The 23595-nt window shown below is 68.5% G+C and carries 22 protein-coding genes and 1 tRNA gene; 13 read left to right on the top strand and 10 right to left on the bottom strand.

What is annotated here, in order from left to right; translation table 11 throughout:
• Nucleotides 1-5: 5 nt before the first annotated feature.
• Nucleotides 6-1223: an ABC transporter substrate-binding protein gene (locus tag BLS34_RS14000; RefSeq protein WP_093151179.1), complete on the bottom strand. Its 1218-nt coding sequence runs from the start codon at nucleotides 1221-1223 to the stop codon at nucleotides 6-8.
• A gap of 168 nt (nucleotides 1224-1391) precedes the next feature.
• Nucleotides 1392-1466 (bottom strand) — tRNA-Gly (locus tag BLS34_RS13995).
• Nucleotides 1467-1614: 148 nt separating this feature from the next.
• Here BLS34_RS13995 and BLS34_RS13990 point away from each other — a divergent pair.
• The 5 genes from BLS34_RS13990 to BLS34_RS13970 all read left to right on the top strand — a co-directional run bounded on the left by BLS34_RS13990 (nucleotide 1615) and on the right by BLS34_RS13970 (nucleotide 6472).
• The gene (locus tag BLS34_RS13990; protein WP_093151176.1) at nucleotides 1615-2835 is read left to right on the top strand and encodes a calcium-binding protein; all 1221 of its coding nucleotides are present in this window, start codon (nucleotides 1615-1617) and stop codon (nucleotides 2833-2835) included.
• A gap of 19 nt (nucleotides 2836-2854) precedes the next feature.
• On the top strand, nucleotides 2855-3487 hold the full coding sequence (locus BLS34_RS13985; protein WP_215906113.1) for an ATP-binding cassette domain-containing protein: 633 nt from the start codon (nucleotides 2855-2857) through the stop codon (nucleotides 3485-3487).
• 85 nt (nucleotides 3488-3572) lie between these two features.
• Entirely contained in the window at nucleotides 3573-3965 is a 393-nt protein-coding gene (gene apaG / locus BLS34_RS13980) for a Co2+/Mg2+ efflux protein ApaG (RefSeq protein ID WP_028793551.1), read from the top strand.
• Nucleotides 3966-4164: 199 nt separating this feature from the next.
• Complete coding sequence (folE, locus tag BLS34_RS13975; protein ID WP_038013759.1) at nucleotides 4165-4797, top strand: GTP cyclohydrolase I FolE; 633 nt, start codon at nucleotides 4165-4167, stop codon at nucleotides 4795-4797.
• Between the two features lie 223 nt (nucleotides 4798-5020).
• The gene (locus BLS34_RS13970; protein WP_245701978.1) at nucleotides 5021-6472 is read left to right on the top strand and encodes a TrkH family potassium uptake protein; all 1452 of its coding nucleotides are present in this window, start codon (nucleotides 5021-5023) and stop codon (nucleotides 6470-6472) included.
• A gap of 83 nt (nucleotides 6473-6555) precedes the next feature.
• On the opposite strand, the gene BLS34_RS13965 is transcribed toward BLS34_RS13970, so the two are convergent.
• Both BLS34_RS13965 and mntR read right to left on the bottom strand, forming a co-directional pair.
• Complete coding sequence (locus tag BLS34_RS13965) at nucleotides 6556-8364, bottom strand: ABC transporter transmembrane domain-containing protein (RefSeq protein ID WP_093151173.1); 1809 nt, start codon at nucleotides 8362-8364, stop codon at nucleotides 6556-6558.
• Nucleotides 8365-8433: 69 nt separating this feature from the next.
• On the bottom strand, nucleotides 8434-8871 hold the full coding sequence (gene mntR / locus BLS34_RS13960) for a manganese-binding transcriptional regulator MntR (RefSeq protein ID WP_028793548.1): 438 nt from the start codon (nucleotides 8869-8871) through the stop codon (nucleotides 8434-8436).
• A gap of 163 nt (nucleotides 8872-9034) precedes the next feature.
• Here mntR and BLS34_RS13955 point away from each other — a divergent pair, with 163 nt between their 5' ends.
• The 7 genes from BLS34_RS13955 (at nucleotide 9035) to BLS34_RS13925 (ending at nucleotide 16916) form a co-directional block, all read left to right on the top strand.
• Nucleotides 9035-9997 carry a metal ABC transporter solute-binding protein, Zn/Mn family gene (locus tag BLS34_RS13955; RefSeq protein WP_245701977.1) on the top strand — a complete coding sequence of 321 codons (963 nt, stop codon included), beginning with the start codon at nucleotides 9035-9037 and terminating at the stop codon, nucleotides 9995-9997.
• A gap of 16 nt (nucleotides 9998-10013) precedes the next feature.
• Entirely contained in the window at nucleotides 10014-10829 is an 816-nt protein-coding gene (locus BLS34_RS13950) for a metal ABC transporter ATP-binding protein (protein WP_093151169.1), read from the top strand.
• A 196-nt stretch (nucleotides 10830-11025) separates the two neighbouring features.
• A complete protein-coding gene (locus BLS34_RS13945) occupies nucleotides 11026-12240 on the top strand; it encodes a metal ABC transporter permease (protein ID WP_028793545.1) in 1215 nt (404 codons plus the stop codon).
• On the top strand, nucleotides 12240-13181 hold the full coding sequence (locus BLS34_RS13940) for a metal ABC transporter permease (RefSeq protein WP_038013754.1): 942 nt from the start codon (nucleotides 12240-12242) through the stop codon (nucleotides 13179-13181). Before BLS34_RS13945 ends, BLS34_RS13940 begins: the two co-directional genes overlap by 1 nt.
• A gap of 77 nt (nucleotides 13182-13258) precedes the next feature.
• The gene (argE, locus tag BLS34_RS13935; protein ID WP_093151166.1) at nucleotides 13259-14437 is read left to right on the top strand and encodes an acetylornithine deacetylase; all 1179 of its coding nucleotides are present in this window, start codon (nucleotides 13259-13261) and stop codon (nucleotides 14435-14437) included.
• 42 nt (nucleotides 14438-14479) lie between these two features.
• Nucleotides 14480-16471, top strand: a complete 1992-nt coding sequence (locus tag BLS34_RS13930) for a CocE/NonD family hydrolase (protein ID WP_093151164.1) — start codon at nucleotides 14480-14482, stop codon at nucleotides 16469-16471.
• A 13-nt stretch (nucleotides 16472-16484) separates the two neighbouring features.
• Complete coding sequence (locus BLS34_RS13925) at nucleotides 16485-16916, top strand: GFA family protein (protein WP_093151161.1); 432 nt, start codon at nucleotides 16485-16487, stop codon at nucleotides 16914-16916.
• Here the strand turns inward: BLS34_RS13925 and BLS34_RS13920 are convergent.
• The 4 genes from BLS34_RS13920 to BLS34_RS13905 form a co-directional block, all read right to left on the bottom strand.
• A complete protein-coding gene (locus BLS34_RS13920; RefSeq protein ID WP_093151159.1) occupies nucleotides 16903-17340 on the bottom strand; it encodes an acyl-CoA thioesterase in 438 nt (145 codons plus the stop codon). The two genes, BLS34_RS13925 and BLS34_RS13920, sit on opposite strands and share 14 nt — an antisense overlap.
• A complete protein-coding gene (locus tag BLS34_RS13915) occupies nucleotides 17337-18140 on the bottom strand; it encodes an alpha/beta fold hydrolase (RefSeq protein ID WP_093151156.1) in 804 nt (267 codons plus the stop codon). Before BLS34_RS13915 ends, BLS34_RS13920 begins: the two co-directional genes overlap by 4 nt.
• Nucleotides 18137-19480 (bottom strand): O-acetylhomoserine aminocarboxypropyltransferase, encoded by a 1344-nt coding sequence (locus BLS34_RS13910; RefSeq protein ID WP_051244155.1) that lies wholly within the window; start codon nucleotides 19478-19480, stop codon nucleotides 18137-18139. Before BLS34_RS13910 ends, BLS34_RS13915 begins: the two co-directional genes overlap by 4 nt.
• A 302-nt stretch (nucleotides 19481-19782) precedes the next feature.
• Nucleotides 19783-19968 (bottom strand): DUF1192 domain-containing protein, encoded by a 186-nt coding sequence (locus BLS34_RS13905; protein WP_038013746.1) that lies wholly within the window; start codon nucleotides 19966-19968, stop codon nucleotides 19783-19785.
• 141 nt (nucleotides 19969-20109) lie between these two features.
• Here BLS34_RS13905 and BLS34_RS13900 point away from each other — a divergent pair, with 141 nt between their 5' ends.
• Nucleotides 20110-20676 (top strand): DUF1013 domain-containing protein, encoded by a 567-nt coding sequence (locus tag BLS34_RS13900; RefSeq protein ID WP_028793537.1) that lies wholly within the window; start codon nucleotides 20110-20112, stop codon nucleotides 20674-20676.
• A 192-nt stretch (nucleotides 20677-20868) separates the two neighbouring features.
• Here BLS34_RS13900 and BLS34_RS13895 read toward each other — a convergent pair whose 3' ends face one another.
• Together BLS34_RS13895 and BLS34_RS13890 are read right to left on the bottom strand one after the other, a co-directional pair.
• The gene (locus tag BLS34_RS13895) at nucleotides 20869-21588 is read right to left on the bottom strand and encodes a GNAT family N-acetyltransferase (RefSeq protein ID WP_093151155.1); all 720 of its coding nucleotides are present in this window, start codon (nucleotides 21586-21588) and stop codon (nucleotides 20869-20871) included.
• 103 nt (nucleotides 21589-21691) lie between these two features.
• A complete protein-coding gene (locus BLS34_RS13890) occupies nucleotides 21692-23584 on the bottom strand; it encodes a bifunctional sugar phosphate isomerase/epimerase/4-hydroxyphenylpyruvate dioxygenase family protein (RefSeq protein WP_093151154.1) in 1893 nt (630 codons plus the stop codon).
• Nucleotides 23585-23595: the final 11 nt, after the last annotated feature.

Here is a 23595-nt window from a genome sequence, read left to right as displayed (position 1 = left end):
CACCCCTACCGCCCCGCGACGTAGCGGCGCTCCCATTCCGCCTCCAGCCAGGCGACCCAACTCGGATGGGGTTCGGGGAGCACCGGGCCGAGTTCCTCAGGCGACAGGGTGGCCACTCCCAGCGGCAGGGCGGCAAAGGCCTTCCGGTCGGCCGCCGGCAGGCCCGCCACGTCCAGCACGGTGAAATCGCCCCAGACCCGCGGGTCCTGCTTGCGGATCTGTGCCTCCGCCGACATCAGGAAATCCGCCACCACCATGGCACCCTCCTTCGCCGCCGCGTTGAACGGGACGGCGAGGAAATGCGTGTTGCCGATGGTGCCGCCGTCGAAGACGTAGGTGCGCACCGTGTCCGGCAGTTCGCCCGCCTCGATCGCCGCACTGGCCCGCGCCGGGTTGAAGTCGAAGGCGAAGCTGATCTCGCCGTCGCCCAGCAACCGCCGCAGGGCGCCGGCATCCTTGGGAAAGGACCGGCCGTCGCGCCACAGATGCGGGTGCAGGGTGTCCAGATAGGCCCAGAGGGGGGCCGTCACCGAGCGGGCCGCCGCCTCGTCCAGAGGGTCGGCCAGCACCGCCGGCGTCGCCACCCGCATCGCCAGAAGCTGTTTCAGGAAGGTGGTGCCGAGAAAATCCGGCGGCTGGGGATAGGTGAAGCGGCCCGGATTGGCCTGGACCCAGTCCAGCAGGGCCGCCGCCGTGCGGGGCGGAGCGTCCACATAAGCGGTGTCGACCATCATCGTGAACTGGGCCATGCCCCAGGGCGCTTCCAGCCCGTCGGTCGGCACCGAGAAATCGGTCACGGTGGTCGGCTTGCCGGCCACGTCCACCAGCGCGAAGTTCGGCGCCGTCGCCACCCACGGCCCGTGCAGCAGGCCGTTGGCCTTCATCGCAGCGAAGTTCTCGCCGTTGATCCAGATCAGGTCGATTGACCCGCCGCTGTCGCGCCCGGCGGTCTTTTCCGCCAGGACCCGGCTGACCGCGTCGCCGGTATCGGACAGCTTCACCTGCACCAGGTCGATGCCGTAGAGCGCCTTCAAGCGCTCGCCGGCCCAGACGATATAGGCGTTGATCCGCGCGTCGCCGCCCCAGGCGTTGAAGTGGACCGTCTGTCCCTCCGCCGCGGCGACGATCTCGTCCCAGGGTCGGGTTTCCGCCGACTGGCCCCGGCCGGCCGGCAGGGCCAGCGCGAACAGGAGCAGGACGAAGGCAGTGCGCCAGAGGATCATGACCGGCTCCCGTCACAGGGCGAGCGAAGAGGCATACGACCCGGCGATCCTAACCGCGGCGGGCGTCCAGACGCAGATCACATCTGGAACAGGTCGGTTTCAGCGGAAGCGTTGCATCCGCGCAACACATGGCCATGACGGAGGTTCCGGCGGCCCGAGAGGGGCATATGGAGCGGGTGATGGGAATCGAACCCACGACATACAGCTTGGGAAGCTGTCGTTCTACCACTGAACTACACCCGCGCCGGGACGCAGAACATGCGCCAAGACGCGATCCGGCGCAAGGACCTTCACCTCGATTGATGACAATGCAAGACACCTATGATAACCGGTTGTTCTGAAAGACTATTGGCTCGGCAAAAAGCCGTTATCTCACAGAACTGGGAAAGCCATGGCTACGGTGAATACTTCGGTTAGCGGTCTGAGCGGCATCGCCGACGGCAGCGGTACAGACATCCTCAACATCACCTCCGGAACTCTGGTCAGCGCGACGCTGAACAACGTCGTCGGCTATTCGACGATCGCGATCACCTCGAACGCCGCCCACGCGATTTCCCTTCCCGCGACGGTCCTGTCCAATACCAGCGGCACGGTGACCCTCACGGTCACCAGCACGATCGGCGTTTCCTTCACCGCGGCCGAGTTCACCGGTACGCAGCTCAAGGCCAACGTCACCCTGTCGGAAGCCGCGGACACGGCCACCGGCGGCCCGGACGACGACACGCTGACCGGGGGCAACGGCAACGACAGCCTGGCCGGGGGCGCGGGCAACGGCGACGACGTCATCCTCGGCGGCAACGGGCTCGACACCCTGGTGGGCGGCGACGGCAACGACAGCCTGTCCGGCGGCGCCGACAACGACATCATCTACGGCAATATCGGCGACGATCTGCTGCTGGGCGGGGCGGCCAACGACTCGGTCTTCGGCGGCCGCGGCGCCGACACGATCAGCGGCGGGGCCGGCAACGACACCCTGATGGGCAATGCCGGCGCCGACACCCTGAACGGCGGCGACAGTGTCGACTACCTCTACGGCAATACCGGCATCGACGTGCTCTTCGGCAACAGCGGCGCGGATGTGCTGTTCGGCGGCCAGGACGGGGATTCGATCCATGGCGGCGAGGACAACGACGTGCTCTACGGCAATGTCGGCGCCGACTCCCTCGACGGCGACAACGGTGCCGATACCGCGTTCGGCGGCCGGGACGCCGACGTGCTGAGCGGCGGCGCCGGGGCCGACGTGCTGTACGGCAACGTCGCCGACGACGGGATCTGGGGTAATGCCGATGCCGACAGCCTGTACGGCGGTCAGGGCAACGACACCCTGTCCGGCGGGGCCGGCGCGGATTTTCTGGCCGGCAATCTGGGCAACGACGTGATGGCCGGCGGCTCGGGCGCCGACACCTTCGGCCTCGTCGTCGGCTCGGGCGCCGACACGATCAGCGACTTCTCCTTCGCCGACGGCGACAAGCTGGCGATCGCCTCGAGCGTGACCTACACCACCGCCGACGCCTCCGGCGGCGCGCTCGTCACCCTGTCGAGCGGCGCCACCGTCACCCTGACCGGGGTCGCCGCGGCGTCGATCACCAGCGACTGGTTCACGATTGGCTGAGCCGGGGGCGGAAGCCGGCGTGCTCCGACTGGAGGGCGTGTCGCTGTCGATCGGCGGCCGGCCGCTCTTCGCCCCCCTCACCCTCACCGTTTCCCCGGGCGACGTCACCGCCGTGATGGGACCGAGCGGGTCGGGCAAGTCCTCCCTGCTGTCGCTGATCGCCGGGCTGCTCGACCCGGCGCTCACCGCCTCCGGCACGGTGCGGATCGGCCAGGAGCCGATCCTGGACCTGCCGCCGGAAGCCCGCGGCATCGGCCTGCTGTTCCAGGACGACCTGCTGTTTCCCCACCTGTCGGTGCGCGACAACCTGCTGTTCGGTGTGCCCCCCGGCCTGCCGGCGGCCGAGCGCCGCTCTCTGGTCCGCGAGGCGCTGGAGGAGGCGGAACTCGCCGGCTTCGAGGACCGGGATCCGGCGACCCTGTCCGGCGGACAGCGCACCCGGGTGGCGCTGATGCGCACGCTGCTGTCGCGCCCGCGCGCGCTGCTGCTCGACGAGCCGTTCAGCCGGCTGGACCATGCCCTGCGCGACCGCATCCGGCGCTTCGTATTCGACCACGCGACCCGCCGCGGCCTTCCGGTCCTGCTGGTCACCCACGATCCGGACGATGCCGACGCGGCGGGCGGAACCCGCATAGACCTGGCCGCCGTCTGACATCGCTGCCCCGGATTGTACCGGCGATGTTGCGTTTTGCCCCCGCATGACGGCACCTTAGGCCGCTTGCGAGAGGAGGCGGGCGATGTACAGCGAAACCACGCGCGAGATCCAGGTGACCGTGACCCCGGTCTATCTCGACGGACAGTCCAGTCCGTCGGATAACCACTACGTCTGGGCCTATCAGGTGCGGATCGAGAATACCGGGCGGGAGACCGTGCGGCTGCGGACCCGGCACTGGCGGATCACCGACGCCGCCGGCCATACCCAGGAGGTCCGGGGACCGGGCGTCGTCGGCGAGCAGCCCCTGCTCGGTCCGGGGGAGCATTTCGAGTATACCAGCGGCTGTCCGCTCTCCACCCCGTCGGGACTGATGGTCGGCAGCTACGCCATGGAGGACGCGGACGGCGCCCTGTTCGACGTGGCGATTCCGGCCTTCTCCCTCGACAGCCCGCACGACACCCACCGGCCCAACTGAACCGCCTCCGGGATCGCAATCGATCACGCATGCTTTATCAGGGCGGCCGAAGGTTGCTTTGATCCAAGTGGAAGCTACGTCGTATAACTCTCGAACCGTGCGTCGAAAGGCGACATTCGGCTACTGGCTCTGTCCTCGAAGTCCTGCCGTGTGAGGCGGGGCAAGGGGATACCCCCTCCCGAAGCAAAGGACCCCCCGCATGACCCCCTATGACCAAGCCCTCGCAGACAGCGAGGCCGGAACGGTCACGCCCGCCCACCCCCGCCCGACGCGTGAGCAGGCGGAGCGCGCCGTGCGCACGCTGATCGAATTCGTCGGCGAGAACCCGGACCGCGAAGGCCTTCAGGACACCCCGAAACGGGTGGTGAAGTCCTACGAGGAGCTGTTCTCCGGCTACCTCTACGATCCGGCCGAGATTCTGGCCCGGACCTTCGAGGAGGTGGAGGAGTACGACGAGATCGTGCTGCTGCGCGATGTGCGCTTCGAATCCTTCTGCGAGCACCACATGCTGCCGATCATCGGCACCGCCCATGTGGCCTACTTCCCGAACGACCGTGTCGTCGGCATCTCCAAGCTCGCCCGGGTGATCGACGCCTATGCCAGGCGCATGCAGATCCAGGAGCGGCTGACCGCCCAGATCGCCCAGGCGATCGAGACGGTGCTGGAGCCGCGCGGCGTGGCGGTGGTGATCGAGTCAGAACACCACTGCATGAGCACGCGCGGCGTTCACAAGCACGGTGTGAGCATGGTCACCACCCGGATGCTCGGCTGCTTCAAGGAAGATCCCGACCGCCGGCGCGAATTCTACCAGCTCATCGGCAAGAGCTCCTGACCGGGCCGGCGACCCGCGTGCATTTCGACGACCCGGACGGGCATGCGCTGGAATACATCGTCATGCTGCCGCACGCGCCGCGTCCCGAGCTTCCGATCATGCCGCTGTCCCGATGGCGCGCGCCGGAGGGCTAGGCTGATCCGTCGGTTCCCGCCCCGGTGGACAGCCCGGCGGGGATGGCCGATCATCCCGCCGGTCTGACCACCCTTCCGGCAGGAACCGCGTGATCGATTTTGGACCGGTCTTTTTCATCGTCGGCTTGCTGCTGACGTTCCTGGCGGTCGCCATGTGCGTGCCGGCTGCGGTGGATCTGGCGACGGAGCACCCGGACTGGCAGGTGTTCCTCGGCGCCGCCGGAATCACCCTGTTCATCGGCGTGTCCATGATGCTGGCCACCCGCACGGTGCGGGGGGCGAAGCTCGGCCTGCGCCAGGCCTTCGTGCTGACCACGATGAGCTGGGTTTCCATCGCCGCCTTCGGCTCCCTGCCCTTCGCCTTTTCGGAACTCGACATGTCGGCGGCCGACGCGTTCTTCGAGTCGATGTCCGGGGTGACAACCACCGGCGCGACGGTGATCGACAACCTCGATGCCGCGCCCCCGGGCATCCTGCTCTGGCGCGCCCTGCTTCAGTGGCTCGGCGGCATCGGTATCATCGTCATGGCCCTGGCCGTGCTGCCGATGCTGAGCGTCGGCGGCATGCAGCTCTTCGTGACCGAGGCGTTCGACGCGCCGGACAAGGTGCTGCCCCGCGCGGCCCAGTTGGCCGGCGGCATCGGCAGCCTGTATCTCGGCCTCACCTTCGTCTGCGCGGTGGCGTTGTGGCTCGCCGGGATGGACGGCTTCGACGCGGTCGCCCACGCGATGACTACCATCGCCACCGGCGGGTATTCGACCAAGGACGCGTCGGTCGGCTATTTCAACACCCCGGCGATCGACTGGATCATCACCGTCGGCATGATCGTCGGCAGCCTGCCCTTCGTGCACTATCTGCGGATCGCCCGCGGCGACACCCGCAGCATCCTGCGCGACAGCCAGGTGCGCTGGTTCCTCAGCATCGTGATGATCTGCGTGGCGCTGGTCACGCTCTGGATCCTGACGCAGATCGGCCTCGGCAGCCAAGACGCCCTGCGCTACGCCGCCTTCAATGTGGTCTCCGTGATCACCGGCACCGGCTACGCCACGACGGATTTCGGCGCCTGGGGCGGGTTCGTGACGACCATGATGCTGATCCTGATGTTCGTCGGCGGCTGCGCCGGCTCGACGACCTGCGGCATCAAGATCTTCCGCTTCCAGGTGCTCTACGCCACCGCCAAGGTCCAGTTGGCCCGGCTGCTGCGGCCGCACGGCGTGTTCATCCCCTACTACAACCGCAAGCCCATTCCGGAAGCCGTTTCCGAGGCGGTGATGGGGTTCTTCTTCCTCTACATCCTGTGCTTCGGTCTGGTCGCCATGGCGCTGGCGGCCATGGGGCTGGACTTCATCACCGCCATGTCAGGCTCGGCCACCGCGATCAGCAACGTCGGCCCGGGGCTCGGTCCGATCATCGGCCCGGCGGGCAATTTCGACCCGCTGCCCGACGCGGCCAAATGGCTGCTGTGCTTCGCCATGCTGCTGGGGCGGCTGGAGCTGTTCACCGTGCTGGTGCTGATCACCCCGACCTTCTGGCGGAAGTAGCTTCCCCCACCCCTTCCCGGCCCTGGGCCTACAGGTCAGCCTGCACTGCGGTGCGGAGGGGGCCCGTCACCGCACGATCTGCTCTAGGTGGAGGAGGAGCCGAACTGCAGCTCCGCCAGCCGGCGGTAGAGCGGGCTGGAGCGCATCAGTTCCGCATGCGGGCCGTCGGCGACCAGCCGTCCCGTCTCGATCACGCAGATCCGGTCGGCCTCGACCACCGTGGCCAGGCGGTGGGCGATCACCAGGGTCGTGCGGCCCTGCATCAGCCGGTCGAGCGCGTTCTGCACGAGCCGCTCGTTCTCGGCATCCAGCGCGCTGGTCGCCTCGTCCAGCAGCAGGATGGCCGGGTCCCGCAGCAGGGCGCGGGCGATGGAGATGCGCTGGCGCTCGCCACCGGACAGGCGCACGCCCTTCTCGCCCAGGAAGCTGTCATAGCCATCCGGCAGGGTGGTGATGAAGTCGTGGGCGGCGGCGTCGCGGGCGGCGGCGATCACCTCGGCGTCGGTGGCGTCGGGCCGGCCGTAGCGGATGTTCTCCATCGCGCTGGCGGCGAACACGACCGGATCCTGGGAGACCAGGGCGATGCGGCGGCGCAGATCCGTCGGCTCGGCGGTGCGGGCATCCACGCCGTCGATCACCACCCGCCCCTGGGCCGGGTCGTAGAACCGCAGCAGAAGCTGGAACACCGTCGTCTTGCCGGCCCCGGACGGGCCGACCAGCGCCACGGTCTCCCCTGGGGAGACCGTGAGGGAGAAATCGTTGAGTGCGGAGGTCTCAGGCCGCGAAGGATAACGGAACACCACATGCTCGAACGCCACCCGTCCTTCCGCCGGCGACGGCAGGGCGACCGGGTGTTCGGGCGCCCGGATCTCCGGCTCCGCCTCCAGCAGCTCGACCAGCCGTTCGGTCGCGCCGGCGGCGCGCAGCAGCTCGCCATAGACCTCGGAGATGATGCCGACCGAGAAGGCGACGGTGACGCCGTAGAACACGAAGGCGGTCAGCTCGCCCGCCGACATGCGGCCGGCCATGACATCGTTGCCGCCGACCCAGAGCACGAAGCCGACCGACGCGAAGACCAGCAGGATCACCGTGGAGGACAGCAGGCCACGCAGGTGGATGCGCCGGATGGCGGTGGCGAAGGCGTTGGTCACCTCGCGGCCGAAGCGCTGCCGGTCCTCCGCTTCGTGGGTGAAGGCCTGTACGGTACGGATCGCGCCGAGGCTCTCATCGGCATAGGCGCCGATATCGGCGACCCGGTCCTGGGACTCCCGCCCCAGCCGGCGCACCCGCCGTCCGATCACCAGGATCGGCACCACGATCACCGGCACCACCAGCATCAGCAGGCCGGCCAGCTTGGCATTGGTGATGAACAGCATGATCAGCCCGCCGATCAGGGCCAGCAGGTTGCGCAGCGCCATCGACGCGCTGGAGCCGATGATCGACTGCAGCAGGGTGGTGTCGGTGGTCAGCCGCGACAGTACCTCGCCGGTACGGGTGACCTCGAAGAAGCCCGGATGCAGGGCGATCACCCGGCGGAAGATCGCGTTGCGCAGGTCGGCGACGATCCGCTCGCCCAGCCAGGAGACCAGATAGAAGCGGGAATAGGTGCCGATCGACAGGACCACCGCGAGACCGATCAGCGCCACCAGCGCCTGATCGAGCTGCCCCGGATCGCCGCTGGCGAAGCCCCGATCGACCAGAATGCGCAGCCCCTGTCCCACGGCCAGCATCGCCGCCGCGGTGGTAACCAGGGCGACCGCCGCCAGCGCCACCCGGCCGCGATACGGCGCGACGAAGCCCACGATCCGCTTCAGTACGGCGAGGTCGCGGCCCTTCGGCCGGTCCTCCGGATGGGATGTGCGGGCAGTGCTGGAGCCGGTGCTGTCGCTCACGGGTGACCTTGCAGGTTCGACGGAGGGTTCCCGCAAGATGGGGCGTCGGCCCGGGCGATCAAAGCAAAACTAGTCGCCCTGCTTCTCCACGAAGGCCCGGAACACCGACAGGGTCGCCTCGCTCACATGGTGCTCGATGCCCTCGGCATCGGCCTCGGCCACGTCGCGGTCGACGCCGATCGCCATGAGGAAGTCGCAGACCAGCCGGTGGCGCTCCTTGCACATCTCGGCCAGCGCCCGGCCGTCATCGGTCAGGAAGATCGCGCGGTACGGCTTGCTGGTGACGTAGCCGTCGCGCTCCAGCCGCTTGACCGTGTTGTTCACCGTCGCCGGGGTCACACCGAAGCGCTCGGCCAGAGCCACCGCCCGCGCCTCGCCGTCCTGGTCGATCAGGTCGGCGATCATCTCCACGTAGTCCTCGGTGACCTCGCGGGCATGCTCGTCGCGCAGACGCTTGAAGGTCTGCGCATGGTCCTCGATCGACCGGAAGCTGTCTTCGTCCGCCATTCCATCCTCGGCGCCAAATCCGGACCGGACAGTACGACGGGAACGATCCGCTGGCAATTTAGGCTTGACTAACATTTGGAGGCACCCCAACTATTCTTGGACACTGCTGCAATCCCTGTCGGATCGGAGCGTTACCCGTCTCATGGTCACTCGGCGCAACCTGTTGAAAAGACTGCCTGCTTCGGCCTTCGCTCTTGCGATGGCCGGCGGTATCGCCTGGCCGCGGGTCGCGTCGGCGGCCCCGGCGGTCACGGTGGTGGCCACGACCTCGATGATCGCCGACGCGGCCCGCCAGATCGGTGGGGAGCGAGTCGCCGTCAGGGCGCTGATGGGACCCGGCGTCGACCCCCACGCGTATCGCCAGACCCGAAGCGACATCGCCGCCATGCTGCGCGCCGACGCGGTGCTGTGGCACGGCCTGTATCTGGAGGCGCAGCTCGAGGAGTTCCTGCTGGATCTGGCCGGACACAAGCAGGTCTTCGCCGTGGGCGAAGCGGTGCCCCGGGACCGGCTGATCGCCCATAGCGACTACGAGAACCGCTTCGACCCGCATGTCTGGATGGACCCGTCCCTGTGGCGGCCGGTGGTGCTGGCCGTGCGCGACGCGCTGAGCGAAATCGACCCGGACGGCTCGGCGATCTATGCCGCCGGCGCCGACCGTCATCTGGCGGAGGTGGATGCCCTAAACGCCTATGCCGCCGCCCGCCTCGCCACCGTCCCGACCGAGCAGCGCGTGCTGGTCACCGCCCATGACGCCTTCAGCTATTTCGGCCGCGCCTTCGACTTCGAGGTGATGGGGATCCAGGGGATCTCCACCGAGTCCGAGGCCGGGCTGCGCCGCATCGAGGAGTTGGTGGACGCGCTGGTCACCCGCGGCATCACCGCCGTCTTCGTGGAGAGCTCCGTCTCGGCGCGCAACGTGCAGGCCTTGATCGAAGGCGCCGCCGCCCGCGGCCATAAGGTGCGCATCGGCGGCGAGCTGTTCTCCGACGCCATGGGGTCGTCCGGCACCTACGAGGGCACCTATATCGGCATGATCGACCACAACGTCACCGGCATCACCCGGGCACTGGGCGGCGACGCCCCGGCCCAGGGCATGCAGGGACGGCTCGTGACCGGATCCTAGGGCAGCGAGGGAAGCGATGAGCCTGGACAGCCATATCGAACTGGTAAGCGACGGCGGATACGCCGTGGAGACGGGCGGCGACGACTGCCCGCTGGAGGTGCGCGGCCTCACCGTCGCCTATGGCGAGAAGCCCGCGGTGTTCTCCGTGGACGCCCGCTTCCCGTCGGCCAGCATGACCGCCATCGTCGGCCCGAACGGCGCCGGCAAGTCGACCTTCCTGAAGGGCGCGCTCGGCATCGTCCCGCGTCTCGCCGGCGAGGTCCGGTTCTACGGCCAGCCGCTGAAGGAGGCTCGCCGCGACGTCGCCTATGTACCCCAGCGCGCCTCGGTCGACTGGGACTTCCCGGCCCGGGTGATCGACGTGGTGATGATGGGTCTGTACCGGGAGGTCGGCCTGTTCCGTTTCGCCGGATCGCGGCACCGCGCCCGCGCCATGGACTGCCTGGAGCGGGTCGGCATGCAGGACTTCGCCGACCGGCAGATCGGCCAGCTCTCCGGAGGCCAGCAGCAGCGTGTCTTCCTCGCCCGCGCGCTCGCCCAAGATGCCGAGCTCTACCTGCTGGACGAGCCCTTCGCCGGGGTCGACGCCGCCACCGAGCACGCCATCGTCTCGGTGCTGAAAGGGCTGAAGGCGGCGGGCAAGACGGTGGTCTGCGTGCATCACGACCTGTCCACGGTGACCGCCTATTTCGACCGGGCGATGCTGATCAACATGCGCAAGCAGTCGGAAGGTCCGATCGCCGAGGCGTTCACGTCGGAGACCCTGCAGGCGACCTATGGCGGCCGCCTCGCCGAAAGCCAGATCGCCGAACTGCGACTGGGTTCGTGCTGAGGCGCGAAGGCCGGGAAACGCCGATGGTTGCCGCTCCCATCCCCTTTGATCCCTCCCCGGCCCCGCGCCGGGGCCCTCGTCCTGGATCGCACGGGCGTTCCCGCGTGCTCTCTACGGCCTGTTCCGCGCTCACCCAAAGGCCCCGGCACAGGGCCGGGGCGTGTGAAGGTGGAGGTGCCGTGAGGAGGAGCGCCGGATGACCACCCTTGAGCTCTTCCTGCGCGCGCTGACCCTGCAGGCCGGGTACAACTCGGCCCTGGTCGCCGTCGGCGCCGGGCTGCTCGGCATCGCCGGCGGCGGGGCCGGAGCCTTCGTGTTCCTGCGCAAGCGCGCGCTGGTATCCGACGCCGTCACCCACGCCACCCTTCCCGGCGTCGCCATCGCCTTCATCGTGATGGTGCTGCTCGGCGGCGACGGGCGCTGGCTGCCGGGGCTGATCCTGGGCTCCGCCGCCTCGGCCGCAATCGGCCTGATGGGGGTGGAGTGGATCACCGCCCGCACCCGCCTGGGCGAGGACGCCGCGATCGGCGCCATTCTGTCCGTCTTCTTCGGCCTCGGCATCGTGCTGCTGACCGTGATCCAGACCATGGAGGGCGGCAAGCAGGCCGGGCTCGACACCTTCCTGCTCGGCTCCACCGCCGGCATGCTGATCGGCGAGGCGGTGCTGATCGCCGCCGCCGGCGCGGTGGCCGTCGGTCTGGTGGCGATCCTGCGCCGGCCGATGACCCTGGTAGCTTTCGACCCGGACTACGCCGCCACGCTCGGCATCAACGTGCGCCGCACCGACCTGGCGATGATGGGCCTGGCCCTGGTGGTCACGGTCATCGGTCTCAAGGTGGTCGGTCTGATCCTGATCGTCGCCCTGCTGATCATCCCACCGGTCGCCGCCCGGTTCTGGACCGAGCGGGTCGACCGGCTGATCCTGATCGCGGCCGGAATCGGTGGCGTCTCGGGCTTCACCGGCGCCGCCCTTTCCGCCGCCGCGCGCGACATGCCGACCGGGCCGATCATCGTGCTGGTCGCCTTCGCCCTGTTCGCGCTGTCGCTCGCGTTCTCGCCCCGCCGCGGCGTGCTAGCATCGGCGATCCGGCACCGGCGGTTCCAGCATCGGGTGCATCTGCGCCAGGGGCTGCTGGCCATGGCCCGGGGCGAGGCGATCTACGACCGGCTGACCCTGCGCATCCTGCGCCGACGCGGCCTGATGCGGGGTGACGGGGTGATGACGCGCACCGGCCGCGGGGCCGCCGGCCGCGCCCAGCTCGACGAGACCCGCTGGGCCACCGCCCGGCGCCTGCGGGCCGACGATCCGGTGCTGGAGCGCTATGACGGCCTGACCCCGATCGACCAGGTACTGACCCCCGACCAGGTCGCCCATCTGGACAGCCTGCTGCCCAAGCCGGAGGCCACCTGATGGACGCGGATTGGGGTGTGGAATTCCTCCAGCTCAGCCTGGCTCCGATCCTCATCGGCACGCTGGCCGCCATCGCCTGCGCGCTGCCGGGCAATTTCCTGCTGCTGCGCCGCCAGGCGCTGATCGGCGACGCGATCAGCCATGTCGCCCTGCCCGGCATCGTCGTCGCCTTCCTGGTCACCGGCACCATCGCCGCCTGGCCGATGATGGTCGGCGCCGCCGGCGCCGCCGTGGTCGCGGTCGGCCTGATCGAGCTGATCAAGCGGCTGGGTAAGGTGGAGCCGGGAGCCGCCATGGGCGTGGTCTTCACCACCCTGTTCGCCGCCGGCGTGCTGCTGCTGGAGCAGTCGGATACCAGCGGCGTGCATATCGACGTGGAGCATGCGCTGTACGGCAACCTGGAGAGCCTGATCTGGTTCGACGCGACCGGCTGGTCCTCGCTGCTGGATATCGGCGCGCTCGCCGGCCTGCCGCCGCAGCTGTTCCGGCTGGCCATCGTGCTGGCGGTGATCGTCGGGTTCATGGCGGCGTTCTGGAAAGAGCTGGCGATCTCCACCTTCGATCCCGGTTTCGCCCAGGCAGTCGGCATCCGCACCGGCGCCGTCGGCTTCGCCCTGGTTGTGGCGGCCGCGATCGCCGCCGTCGCCGCCTTCGACGCGGTGGGCTCGATCATCGTCATCGCCATGTTCGTCTGCCCGCCGGCGACGGCCCGCCTGATGACCGACCGGCTCGGCCGGCAGGTCGCCTGGAGCGTGCTGTTCGCCACCACCGCCGCCATCGCCGGCTATGTTTTCGCCGGCTACGGCCCGCTCTGGTTCGGCTCGCCCTACGCGGTCAGCGCCGCCGGCATGATCGCCACCGTCTCCGGCGTGCAGCTCGGTCTCGCCTGCCTGCTCGGCCCGCGCCGCCGACGCACCGGGCAGGCCGCAGCGCCCCAGTAAGGCCCGGAGGCTTAAAGGGGTCGCCCTGACGACGGCATCGCGTATATCTGTGGGGCCACTCACCACAAGGACCCCGCATGCCTTCCTCGTCCGAGCGTCTAGACCGCGCCATCGCCATGACCGAACGCCTGATCGCGTTCGACACCACTTCCCGGAACTCCAACCTGGCGCTGATCGAGGACGTGAAGGCCTATCTGGCGGATCTCGGCATCGCCGCGCGCCTGACCTACGACCATGACGGCGCCAAGGCGAACCTGTGGTGCACCATCGGCCCGCAGGAGACGGGCGGCGTCGTGCTCTCCGGTCATACCGATGTCGTCCCGGTCGACGGCCAGGACTGGACCTCCGACCCGTTCACCCTGACCCGCAAGGGCGACAGGCTCTACGGTCGCGGCGCCTGCGACATGAAGGGCTTCATCGCCATCGCCCTGTCGCTCGCCCCGGAGATGGCGGCCGCCGACCTGAAGGTGCCGATCCATTTCGCCTTCTCCTTCGACGAGGAGGTCGGCTGCTTCGGCGTGCAGCACATCATCGCCGACGTGGTGGCCAACCTGCCGCTGCCGCGCGCCGTCATCGTCGGCGAGCCGACCGGGATGAAGCTGATCGGCGGCAACAAGGGCACGCGGATCTACAAGACCCGGGTGACCGGCGTGCCGGGCCATTCCAGCGATCCGCGCAATGGCGCCAACGCCATCATCGCCGCCAGCCGGATGATCGCCTTCATCGACGATCTCGGCCAGGAGATCGCCGCCGGCCCGCACGAGGAGACCGAGTTCGACCCGCCGCACACCACGATGAGCGTCGGCGTGATCGGGGGCGGCACCGCCCACAACATCATCCCGGAAATCTGCGACATCACCTGGGGCATGCGGGTGCTGCCCTCGGACGATGCCGATGTATACGAGGAGCGGATCCGTACCTATTGCCGCCACGAGTTGGAGCCGGCGATGAAGGCGGTCGCTCCCCATTGCGGCTTCGAGCACCAGAAGGTCGTCGATGTGATCGGGCTGCAGCCGGACGAGCATTCCGCCGCCGAGACCCTGGTGCGCCAGCTCACCGGGCTGAACCAGTCCAGCGTCGTCTCCTTCGGCACCGAGGCCGGCGCGTTCCAGCAGGCCGGGATGCCGGCGGTGATCTTCGGCCCGGGCAGCATCGACGTCGCCCACAAGGCCGACGAATACATTCCCATCGACCAGATGGCGCAGTGCGTCGACTTCATGGTCGACCTGATCGAGTGGGCCCAAACGGCCGACTGAAACGACGGCCGACTGAGACCGCAGAGTGAGAGGGGAGACCCGATGACGGAGCGCGCGTTCGAGGTTCACGAGAACGAGTGGATCGTCCTGAAGGACGGCACCCGCGTGGCCGCCCGGATCTGGCTGCCCGACGGGACCGAGGCCGATCCGGTCCCCGCTGTTCTGGAAGTCCTGCCCTACCGCAAGCGCAACGGCACCGCACCGCGCGACGAGTCCACCTATCCGGTCTTCGCCGCCGCCGGGATCGCAGGGGTGCGCGTCGATATCCGGGGCTCGGGGGAGTCCGAAGGGGTGATCGACGGCGAATACACCGAGCGAGAGCTCTCCGACGCCTGCGAGGTGATCGACTGGATCGTCGCCCAGCGCTGGTCGAACGGCAGCGTCGGGATGATGGGCATCTCCTGGGGCGGCTTCAACTGCCTGCAGGTGGCCGCGCTGAAGCCGCCGGCGCTGAAGGCGGTGATCTCCATCGCCTCCTCGGTCGACCGCTACAACGACGACATCCACTACAAGGACGGCTGCCACCTGTCGGCCCAGCTCTCCTGGGCGGCGACCATGCTGGCCTACCAGTCCCGTTCGCCCGACCCGGAGATCGTCGGCGAGGACTGGCGGGCGATGTGGCTGGAGCGGCTGGAGGGCGAGCCGTTCATGCTGGAGGAGTGGCTGGCGCACCAGCGCCGCGACGCGTTCTGGAAGCACGGCTCCATCGGCGAGGATTTCGCCGGCTTCCCGGTCCCCGCCCTGATGATCGCCGGTTGGGCCGACGGCTACCGCACCACCCCGTTCAAGGCGGTGGAGGGGATGCCGGACAGTGCCAAGGCGCTGGTCGGGCCGTGGATCCACAAGTATCCGCATTTTGCCTGGCCGAAGCCGCGCGCCGATTTCCACGGCGAGGCGATCCGCTGGTGGAACCGCTGGCTGCGGGACGAGCCGAACGGCGCGGAGGCGGTACCGCAGATGCGGGCCTTCATCCTCGACGACCCGAAGCCGGCGCGCTGGCGCGACCGCGATCCCGGCTTCTGGGTGGCGAAGCAGGACTGGAGCACGCCCGAGACACGGGTGCTCGGCATCGGTGCCGACGGCCGCCTGAGCGACACGCCCGCCGCCGACGCGCCTGCGCTGACCCTGCGCTCGCCCCTCGACACCGGCACGGCCGCGGGCGAGTGGTTCACGCTGAAGCCGGATGCCGAGATGGCCGGCGACCAGCGCGGCGACGACATGGGCTCGCTGGTGTTCGATACGGCGGTGCTGGAAGAGGAGATCGTGCTGCTTGGCCGGGCGGCGGTCTCCGTCACCCTGTCGAGCGACGCGCCGCTGGCCAATCTCTGCGCCCGGCTGGTGGATCTGCATCCCGACGGCACGGCGACCCGGATCGCCTTCGGCGTCCTGAACCTCGCCCATCGCGGCGGCAACGAGCACCCGGAGCCGCTGACGCCGGACAAGGCGACCGGGATCACCCTGACCCTGGACGCCTGCGGCTATCGCCTGGCGCCGGGGCACCGGCTGCGGCTTGCCCTGTCGACCGCCTACTGGCCGACGATCCTGCCGCCGCCCTATGACGCGACCCTGACCCTGGAGCCGGCGTCCCTGCGCCTCGCCCTGCCGCTGCTGGGCGCGCACGACCGGATCGAGCTGGCGGAACCGGAGACCGAGGATCCGCTGCCGCGCTATGAGGCCCTGGCACCGGGCCATGCGGAGCGGGAAGTCCGGCGCAACCTGACGACAGGGGCGACCGAGTACCGGATCTCAGAGGATACCGGCCTGACCCGCCATCCCGAGAATGGGCTGGTGACCGGCGAGACCCGGGACGAGGTCTGGTCGATCCGCGACGGCGACCCGCTATCCGCCGCCGGCCGGGTCGAGCGCGTCTGCATAACCCGCCGCGACGATCTGGAGGCGAAGACAGTCAGCACCTGCGCCCTGTCCTGCACGGCGGAGGACTGGAGGGTCGAGGCCCGGGTGGAGGCCTTCGAGAACGGCGAGCGGATCTTCGACAAGACCTTCGCCCAGACCATCCCGCGCGACATGATGTGAGGCCGAAACGACGATGAGTTCGGACGCACCCGCTTCAGCCCCGGCGACACGCACCGCATCCTGCGCCTGCGGGTCGCTGTCGGTTGCCTGTGCCGGCGAACCGGTGCTGGTCGCGCTCTGTCACTGCCTGGAATGCCAGAAGCGCACCGGCGGTCCGTTCGGTGTGGCCGCGTTCTATCCCGAGGCCGCGGTCGCCACCGCCGGCGCCACGACCACGTACCGCCGGACCGGCGACAGCGGCGAGGACATCACCTTTCACTTTTGCCCGACCTGCGGGTCGAGCGTGTTCTGGTACCCAATGATCAAGCCGGGCATGGTCGCCATTGCCGTCGGGGCCTTCGCCGACCCGGCATTTCCGGCGCCGGCAAAGCAGGTCTATACCGGCCACCGGCATGCCTGGGTGGATCTGGAAATCGGATCGGCGCCCGAGCCTACCCCGCCTTGATCGCTTCCATCGCCGCGCGGGCCCGCTCCGGGATCGGGGCGGATTTGTTGGTGGCGCGGTCGACATAGACATGCACGAAATGCCCGAACGCGCAGATCGCCTCCTGGCCCTTCTTGAACAGCCCGACCTCGTAGGTCACCGACGAGGTGCCGATCCGCGCCACGCGGATGCCGGCCTCCACCACGTCGGGGAAGGCGATCGGCCGCTTGTAGGCGCAGCGGGTCTCCACCACGAACCCGACCGTCTCGCCGTTCAGATAGTCGAGGCCGCCGTTCTCGATCAGGTACTGGTTCACCACCGTGTCGAAATACGAGTAGTACTCGACATTGTTCACGTGCCCGTAGACGTCGTTGTCCATCCAGCGGGTCGGGATCTCCAGGAAATGCCGGTAGTCGGCCCGGCTGAGTTCCGGCTCGCCGCTCATGCCGCGATCCCTTTGAGAAAGTCGCGCAGGGCGTCGAGGGTCTCGTCCGGCCGCTCGATCGACATCATATGACCCGTCGCCGGCAGCACCGCGAGCCGGGCGTCGGCAAAGGAACCGGCCAGCGCCTTCGCCCCCTTCAGCGGGGTCATGCGGTCGTCGTCGCCGGCGACGATCAGCACCGGGCAGGCCACCTTGCCGGCCGCCTCGACGGCACCCGCATAGCCGTTGGAGGCCTTCAGGTCGATGCCGAGCGGCCCCTTCAGGCCGCGCTCCAGCGTCCGCAACCCGGCCCCCGGCATCCACGCGCCCGGCGCGCGGTTGCCGCCGATCTGCGCCGGACGACCGAAACCCCAGCCGATCATCGCCTCCACGGCGCTGTGCTCGCCCTTGTCGGCGGCGCCCTGCAGGGCCGGGTTCACCGGCATCGCCGCCGCCGCCCCGAGCATCATCAGCGCCAGCGCGTCCTCGCCCGCCCGGGATGCCGCCTCCAGCGCAATCAGCGCGCCCAGCGAATGACCGGCGACGGCGAACTTCGTCGCCCCCGCCGCCGATACCGCCTTGCGCACCCAGGCGGCCATCGCCGGCACATCCTCCAGGGCCGGGCCGGCGCTGCCGCTATGGCCCGGCAGGTCGAGGGCCAGCACCGACCAGCCGTGATGGGCGAAGTAGCGGGTCTGCAGGGTCCAGACCGTGTGGTCCATCCCGGCGCCATGGACGAAGACCAGGGCGGGGCGTGCGGGATCGAACGGGCGTCCGCCGGTGGCGGCGAAGGCCTCGATCCCCTCGACAGTCAGCTTCATGCGCCGGCGGCTCCAGCGAGTTTGACGGGGGTTTTCGGTTGGGTGGCGCGGGCGGCCGCGCGCAGGGCCTGCTTCAGGTCGTCGACGATGTCCTTGGGATCCTCAAGGCCGACCGACAGACGCACCAGATCCTCGCTCAGGCCCGCGGCCTTCATGGTCTCGGCGTCGAGCTGCTGGTGGGTGGTGCTGGCCGGATGCAGGACCAGGGACTTGGCGTCGCCCACATTGGCCAGATGCGACCACAGGCGCAGGGATTCGATGAACACCCGTCCCGCCTCGCGTCCGCCCTTGATGCCGAAGGCGATCATCGAGCCCGCCCCCTTGGGCAGCAGTTTCGCCGCCACCGCGTGGTCGGGATGATCCTCCAGCTCCGGATAGGCCACCCACTCGACCTCCTCCGCCCCCTTCAGGAAGGCGACGACGGCACGGGCATTGGCCACGTGCCGGTCCATGCGCAGCGGCAGGGTCTCGATGCCCTGCAGGATGTGGAAGGCGTTGGCCGGGCTCAGGCAGGCGCCGAAATCGCGCAGGCCCTCAGCCCGAGCGCGCATCAGCAGCGCCTGGGGCCCGTATTCTTCGGCGAAGTTCAGGCCGTGATAGCCGGCATAGGGCTCGGTCAGGGTCGGGAACTTGCCGGACGCCTGCCAGTCGAAGGTGCCGCCGTCGACCAGCACCCCACCCAGGGCCACGCCGTGGCCGCCGAGCCATTTGGTGGCCGAGTGCATCACCAGATCGGCGCCATGGTCGATCGGCCGGCACAGATGCGGCGTGGCGAAGGTGCTGTCGACCATCAGCGGCACGCCCGCGTCATGGGCGATCTGCGCCATCGCGGCGATGTCCATCACCTCCAGCCCCGGATTGCCGATGGTCTCGCCGAAGATCAGCCGGGTCTCCGGCCTGATCGCCTTGCGGAAGCCGTCTAGGTCGCGGGGATGGACCTTGGTGGTCTCGATCCCGAAGCGCGGCAGGGTGTGGCTGAACAGGTTGTGGCTGCCGCCGTACAGGGCGGAAGAGGAGACGATATGTCCGCCCTGGCCCATCAGGGTGCTGATCGCCAGGAACAGGGCCGCGTGGCCGCTCGCCGTCGCCACCGCGCCGACACCGCCCTCCAGCGCCGCCACCCGCTCCTCCAGCACCGCCACGGTGGGGTTGGAGATACGCGAATAGATGTGACCGGCGCGCTCCAGGTTGAACAGCGACGCGGCGTGGTCGACGTCTTTGAAGACGTAGGAGGTTGTCTGGTAGATCGGCACCGCGCGGGCGCCTGTGGTCGGGTCCGGCTGCTGCCCGGCATGCAGGCTCAGCGTGTCGAATCCGAAAACGTTACCGTCGGAACTCATCGCATTAGTCCCCGATTTGGAATTTTTCCATATCCGACATGGTCGGTAGTGGTGATTGCCGTGTCGAGGCAGTCTAGCCGAAGGAGACGGTTGACGTCCTGCTCGAGTGTCCCGAAATGGGTGTCGCGGGATCCAGATACGGTTACGGGGCCGCGCATGCGCGGCCCCGCCCGATTTCTACGCTGTGAGCTCCCTGCCCAACTTGTTCGTCCCAGACGCTAGCGAGGGGGGGTCCGTCCGTCAAGCACGATGATGTGGTGGAACTCACATCACCCAAAGTTGTCCTGCATTCGACATCCGGGTCACGATTTGAACAGCGCGTTGGCCGCGTCGGCGACACCCTTTTTCCGGTCGATCGTTTCCTGAGCGCGAATAATCTCCGCCTGCATTGCCTGGATGTAATCTTCCAAGTCTTCAATATTCCAGGTGGACAGGTCCCGAGGCTTCTTCGGACGCTTACCCGGCTCCAGCTCCTCCAGATCAACCATTGCCACCTCCTTTAAGCGAACAGCGTCACAATGCGTTTGCTTGTCACGCGGCGGTCTCTATATAACGTCCCAAATCCGCAACAACCAATTCCATGCAGCCTGCTCACGCGGGAAGAACCCGACGGCAAGGGAGAGACTATCATGACGCAGCCGCTGATGCCCAAGGCGACCGCCGTCTGGCTCATCGACAACACCGCCCTGACCTTCGAGCAGATCGCCGCCTTCTGCGAGTTGCACGCCCTGGAGGTTCAGGCGATTGCCGACGGCGAGGTAAGCGCCGGGATCCAGGGATTCGACCCGGTGCTGAACGGCCAGCTCACGCGCACCGAGATCGAACGGTGTGAGAAGGACCCGAAGACCCGTCTGATGATGGCCAAGTCGACGTTGCCGAAGCCGGTCGAGCGCACCAAGGGCCCGAAATACGTGCCGGTCGCCAAGCGCGGCGACAAGCCGGACGCCATCGCCTGGCTCCTGAAGCACCACGAGGAGCTGAAGGATTCGCAGATCGCCAAGCTGGTCGGCACCACCAAGGACACGATCAACAAGGTCCGCGAGCGCACCCACTGGAACTCGCAGAACATCCAGGCGCGCCATCCGGTGTTCCTGGGCCTGTGCACCCAGCGCGACCTCGACGCCGCCATCGAGAAGGCCGGCGGCACCAAGGTCCCGCCGGAGCAGCAGCTCGAGTCGATCAGCGAACTGCCGTAACGGCGGCACGCGCCGTTAAGAGGTTTGGATCCCGGGCCGGCTTGCGCTGCCCGGGATTTTTTTGGTCGGTAGGACCGATTGGCCGGCGCTCAGGCCCGGATCGGGTCCGCGATGATGAAAGGGTATTGTTCGTCATCCCGGGAGATCCCGGACTTGATCCGGGGATTCGTCGGGATGACGGGGTTATTTTGATTACCCCCGCCGCTCCGCGATCATCGACGCCAGCGCGCGCTTCTGCCGGCCGTCCCCATCGAAATTCGCCGGCTCCAGCCAGGCCTGGAACCCTGCCCTGATGCCCGGCCATTCGCTGTCGAGGATCGAGAACCAGGCGGTGTCGCGGTTGCGGCCCTTGTACATCACCGCCTGGCGGAACAGCCCCTCATAGGTGAAGCCGAGCCGGGCCGCCGCCGCCTTCGACGGCGCGTTGAGGGTGTCGCATTTCCACTCGTAGCGCCGGTATCCCAACTCGTCGAACACCCGGGCCATCATCAGATACATCGCCTCGGTGGAGCCCGTGCTGCGCTGCATCAGCGGCGAGAAGGTGATGAAGCCGACCTCGATCACCCCGTTGCCCGGATCGATCCGCAGATAGGTGCAGAAACCCACCGCCTTGCCGGATGCCAGATCGATCACCGTGAAGAACAGCGGGTCCGCGCTCTTGGCGTTGGCGGCGAGCGCCGCATCGAACGCGGCACGCTCCGCGTAGGGACCGACCGGCAGATAGGTCCACATCCGCCCGCTCTCGTCGGCAGCGAAGGCCGCCCACAGATCGTCGCCATGCTTCGCCGGGTCGAGCGGTTCCAGCCGTACGGTGCCGCCCTCCATGGGGGTGCGCGGCGGGCGCTCACAGGGCGTCCAGTCGGCAACGGCCCAGCCGATCGGCTGACCCAGGTTGTTGATGCGGGTGGTCATGGGGACGCTCCGGCGGGTGGTTTGGACCTTCTCCATGCGCCCGATCGCCACGCCGGCGTAGATCCAACGCCGAACCGCCCGACGGTCCAACCGCCTGCCGTTCCTATTCCCTGGGCATTCCCTTCGGGCGCACGAGCCGCTGCTGGGCGGCGGTCCGGAACGGCGCATTGGCGGCGCCGTAGCCGCGATAGCCGCCGCGGCGCTCGACCACCTCGAAGAAGAAGCCGTCGCCATAGAGCCGGCTGTAGAGCTGGAAGAATTCGCCGTGCTCGTCGCGGTCGTAGAGGATGTTATGGGCGCGCAGGGTGGCGACAAACGCCGGATCCAACCCGAACCGCGCCTCCACGTCGCCGTAGTAGTTCGCCGGGATCTCCAGCGCGGTGAACCCGTTGCCCACCAGCGCCCCGGCGGTGGCCAGGAGATCCTCGGTCTGGAAAGCGATGTGCTGCACCGAGGAGCCGAAGCTCTCCGACACGAAACGGCCGGCCAGGGTCCGCTTGTTCTCCGCCCCGTTCAGGGTGAGGCGCAATGCTGCGTCCGGGCTCTCGATCGCCTGACTGCGCACCACCCCGGCCGGGTCGATCACATCGACCATGGGCATCTTCGCGGTGTCGAAGATCGCCGTGTAGAACAGCGTCCAGGTCAGCATCTCCTCGTAGTTCATGGTCTGGGCCAGATGGTCGATGCGGGTCAGGCCGGCCCCGGCGGCGTCCGCGTCGTCGGCCACCGGCTTGAACTCGATCTCCCAGACCCGGGAGAGTTCGGTCTTGTCGTCGATGAAATGCATCACCCCGCCGCCGACGCCGCGGATGGCCGGGATCTTCAGCTCACCCGGCCCGGTCGGCTGCTCGAACAGGTCGGCCAGCAGGGCGCGCGCGCGGGCCACGGTGGCCGTGGCGTCCTCCACCTTCAGGCCGATATCGCAGACCGAGGTGCCATGCATCAGGTAGGCGGAATGGGCGAAACCCTCCTTCTCGGTGTTGATCACCAGGTTGATGCCGCCCTGGCGCCAGACCTCCACGTCCTTGGCGACATGGCGGCCGGCGCGGGAGAAGCCGAGGCTGCGGAACAGGCCGGTCAACTCGCCCGCCTCGCGCTCGTCGGCGGTGAACTCGACGAACTCGATCCCCGACACCGAGATCGGCGCGGGCATCGCCGGCGGCGTGAGCGCGATTTCCGGCTCGCTGCGGGCGACCGCGTCCATCAGGTTCAGCAGCGAGCGGCGGCCGTCGATCGAGATCGACTTGGGCGAGCCGCCGCGGAACTGGTCGTTGAAGATCTCCAGCGACAGCACGCCGTCATAGCCGGTCGCGGCCACCGCCCGCATGAAGCCGGTCACGTCCAGGTCGCCCTGCCCCGGCATGGTGCGGAAATGCCGGCTCCAATACAGCAGGTCCATGTCGATCAGCGGTGCGTCGGCGAGCTGGACGATGAAGATCTTGTCCTTCGGGATCGATCGGATGGTGTCCACGTCGGTCTTGCGCGCCAGGGTGTGGAAGCTGTCCAGGATCAGCCCGACGCTCGGATGATCGACCCGGCGCACGATCTCCCAGGCATCGCGGTGGTCGTTGACGTGCCGGCCCCAGGCCAGCGCCTCGTATCCGACGCGCAGGCCCCGTTTGGCCGCCCGCTCGCCCAGCTCGGCCAGGTCGTCCGCCGCCCGGTCGATGCCGCCGAGTGCGGCCTGGGAGGTGTTGGAGCAGATCAGCATGAGGTCGGTGCCGAGCTCCTGCATCACGTCGAATTTCCGTTCGGCCCGGTCGAAGGCGCGCGCCCGGTGCGGTTCGGCCATGCCCTCGAAATCGCGGAACGGCTGGAACAGGGTGATCTCCAGCCCGGCGTCGCGGATCATCTGGCCGACTTCCTTCGGGCCGCCGTCATAGGCCAGGAAATCGTTCTCGAAGATCTCCAGCCCGTCATAGCCGGCGGCGGCGATGGAGCTCAGCTTCTCCTGGAAATCGCCGCTGATCGAGACGGTCGCGATAGACGTCTTCACCCGAATTCTCC

Origin of the sequence: Thalassobaculum litoreum DSM 18839 (assembly GCF_900102465.1) — a bacterium.
In the GTDB taxonomy this organism is placed as follows: Bacteria; Pseudomonadota; Alphaproteobacteria; order Thalassobaculales; family Thalassobaculaceae; genus Thalassobaculum; species Thalassobaculum litoreum.
This window is presented reverse-complemented; position numbering and strand designations above follow the sequence as displayed.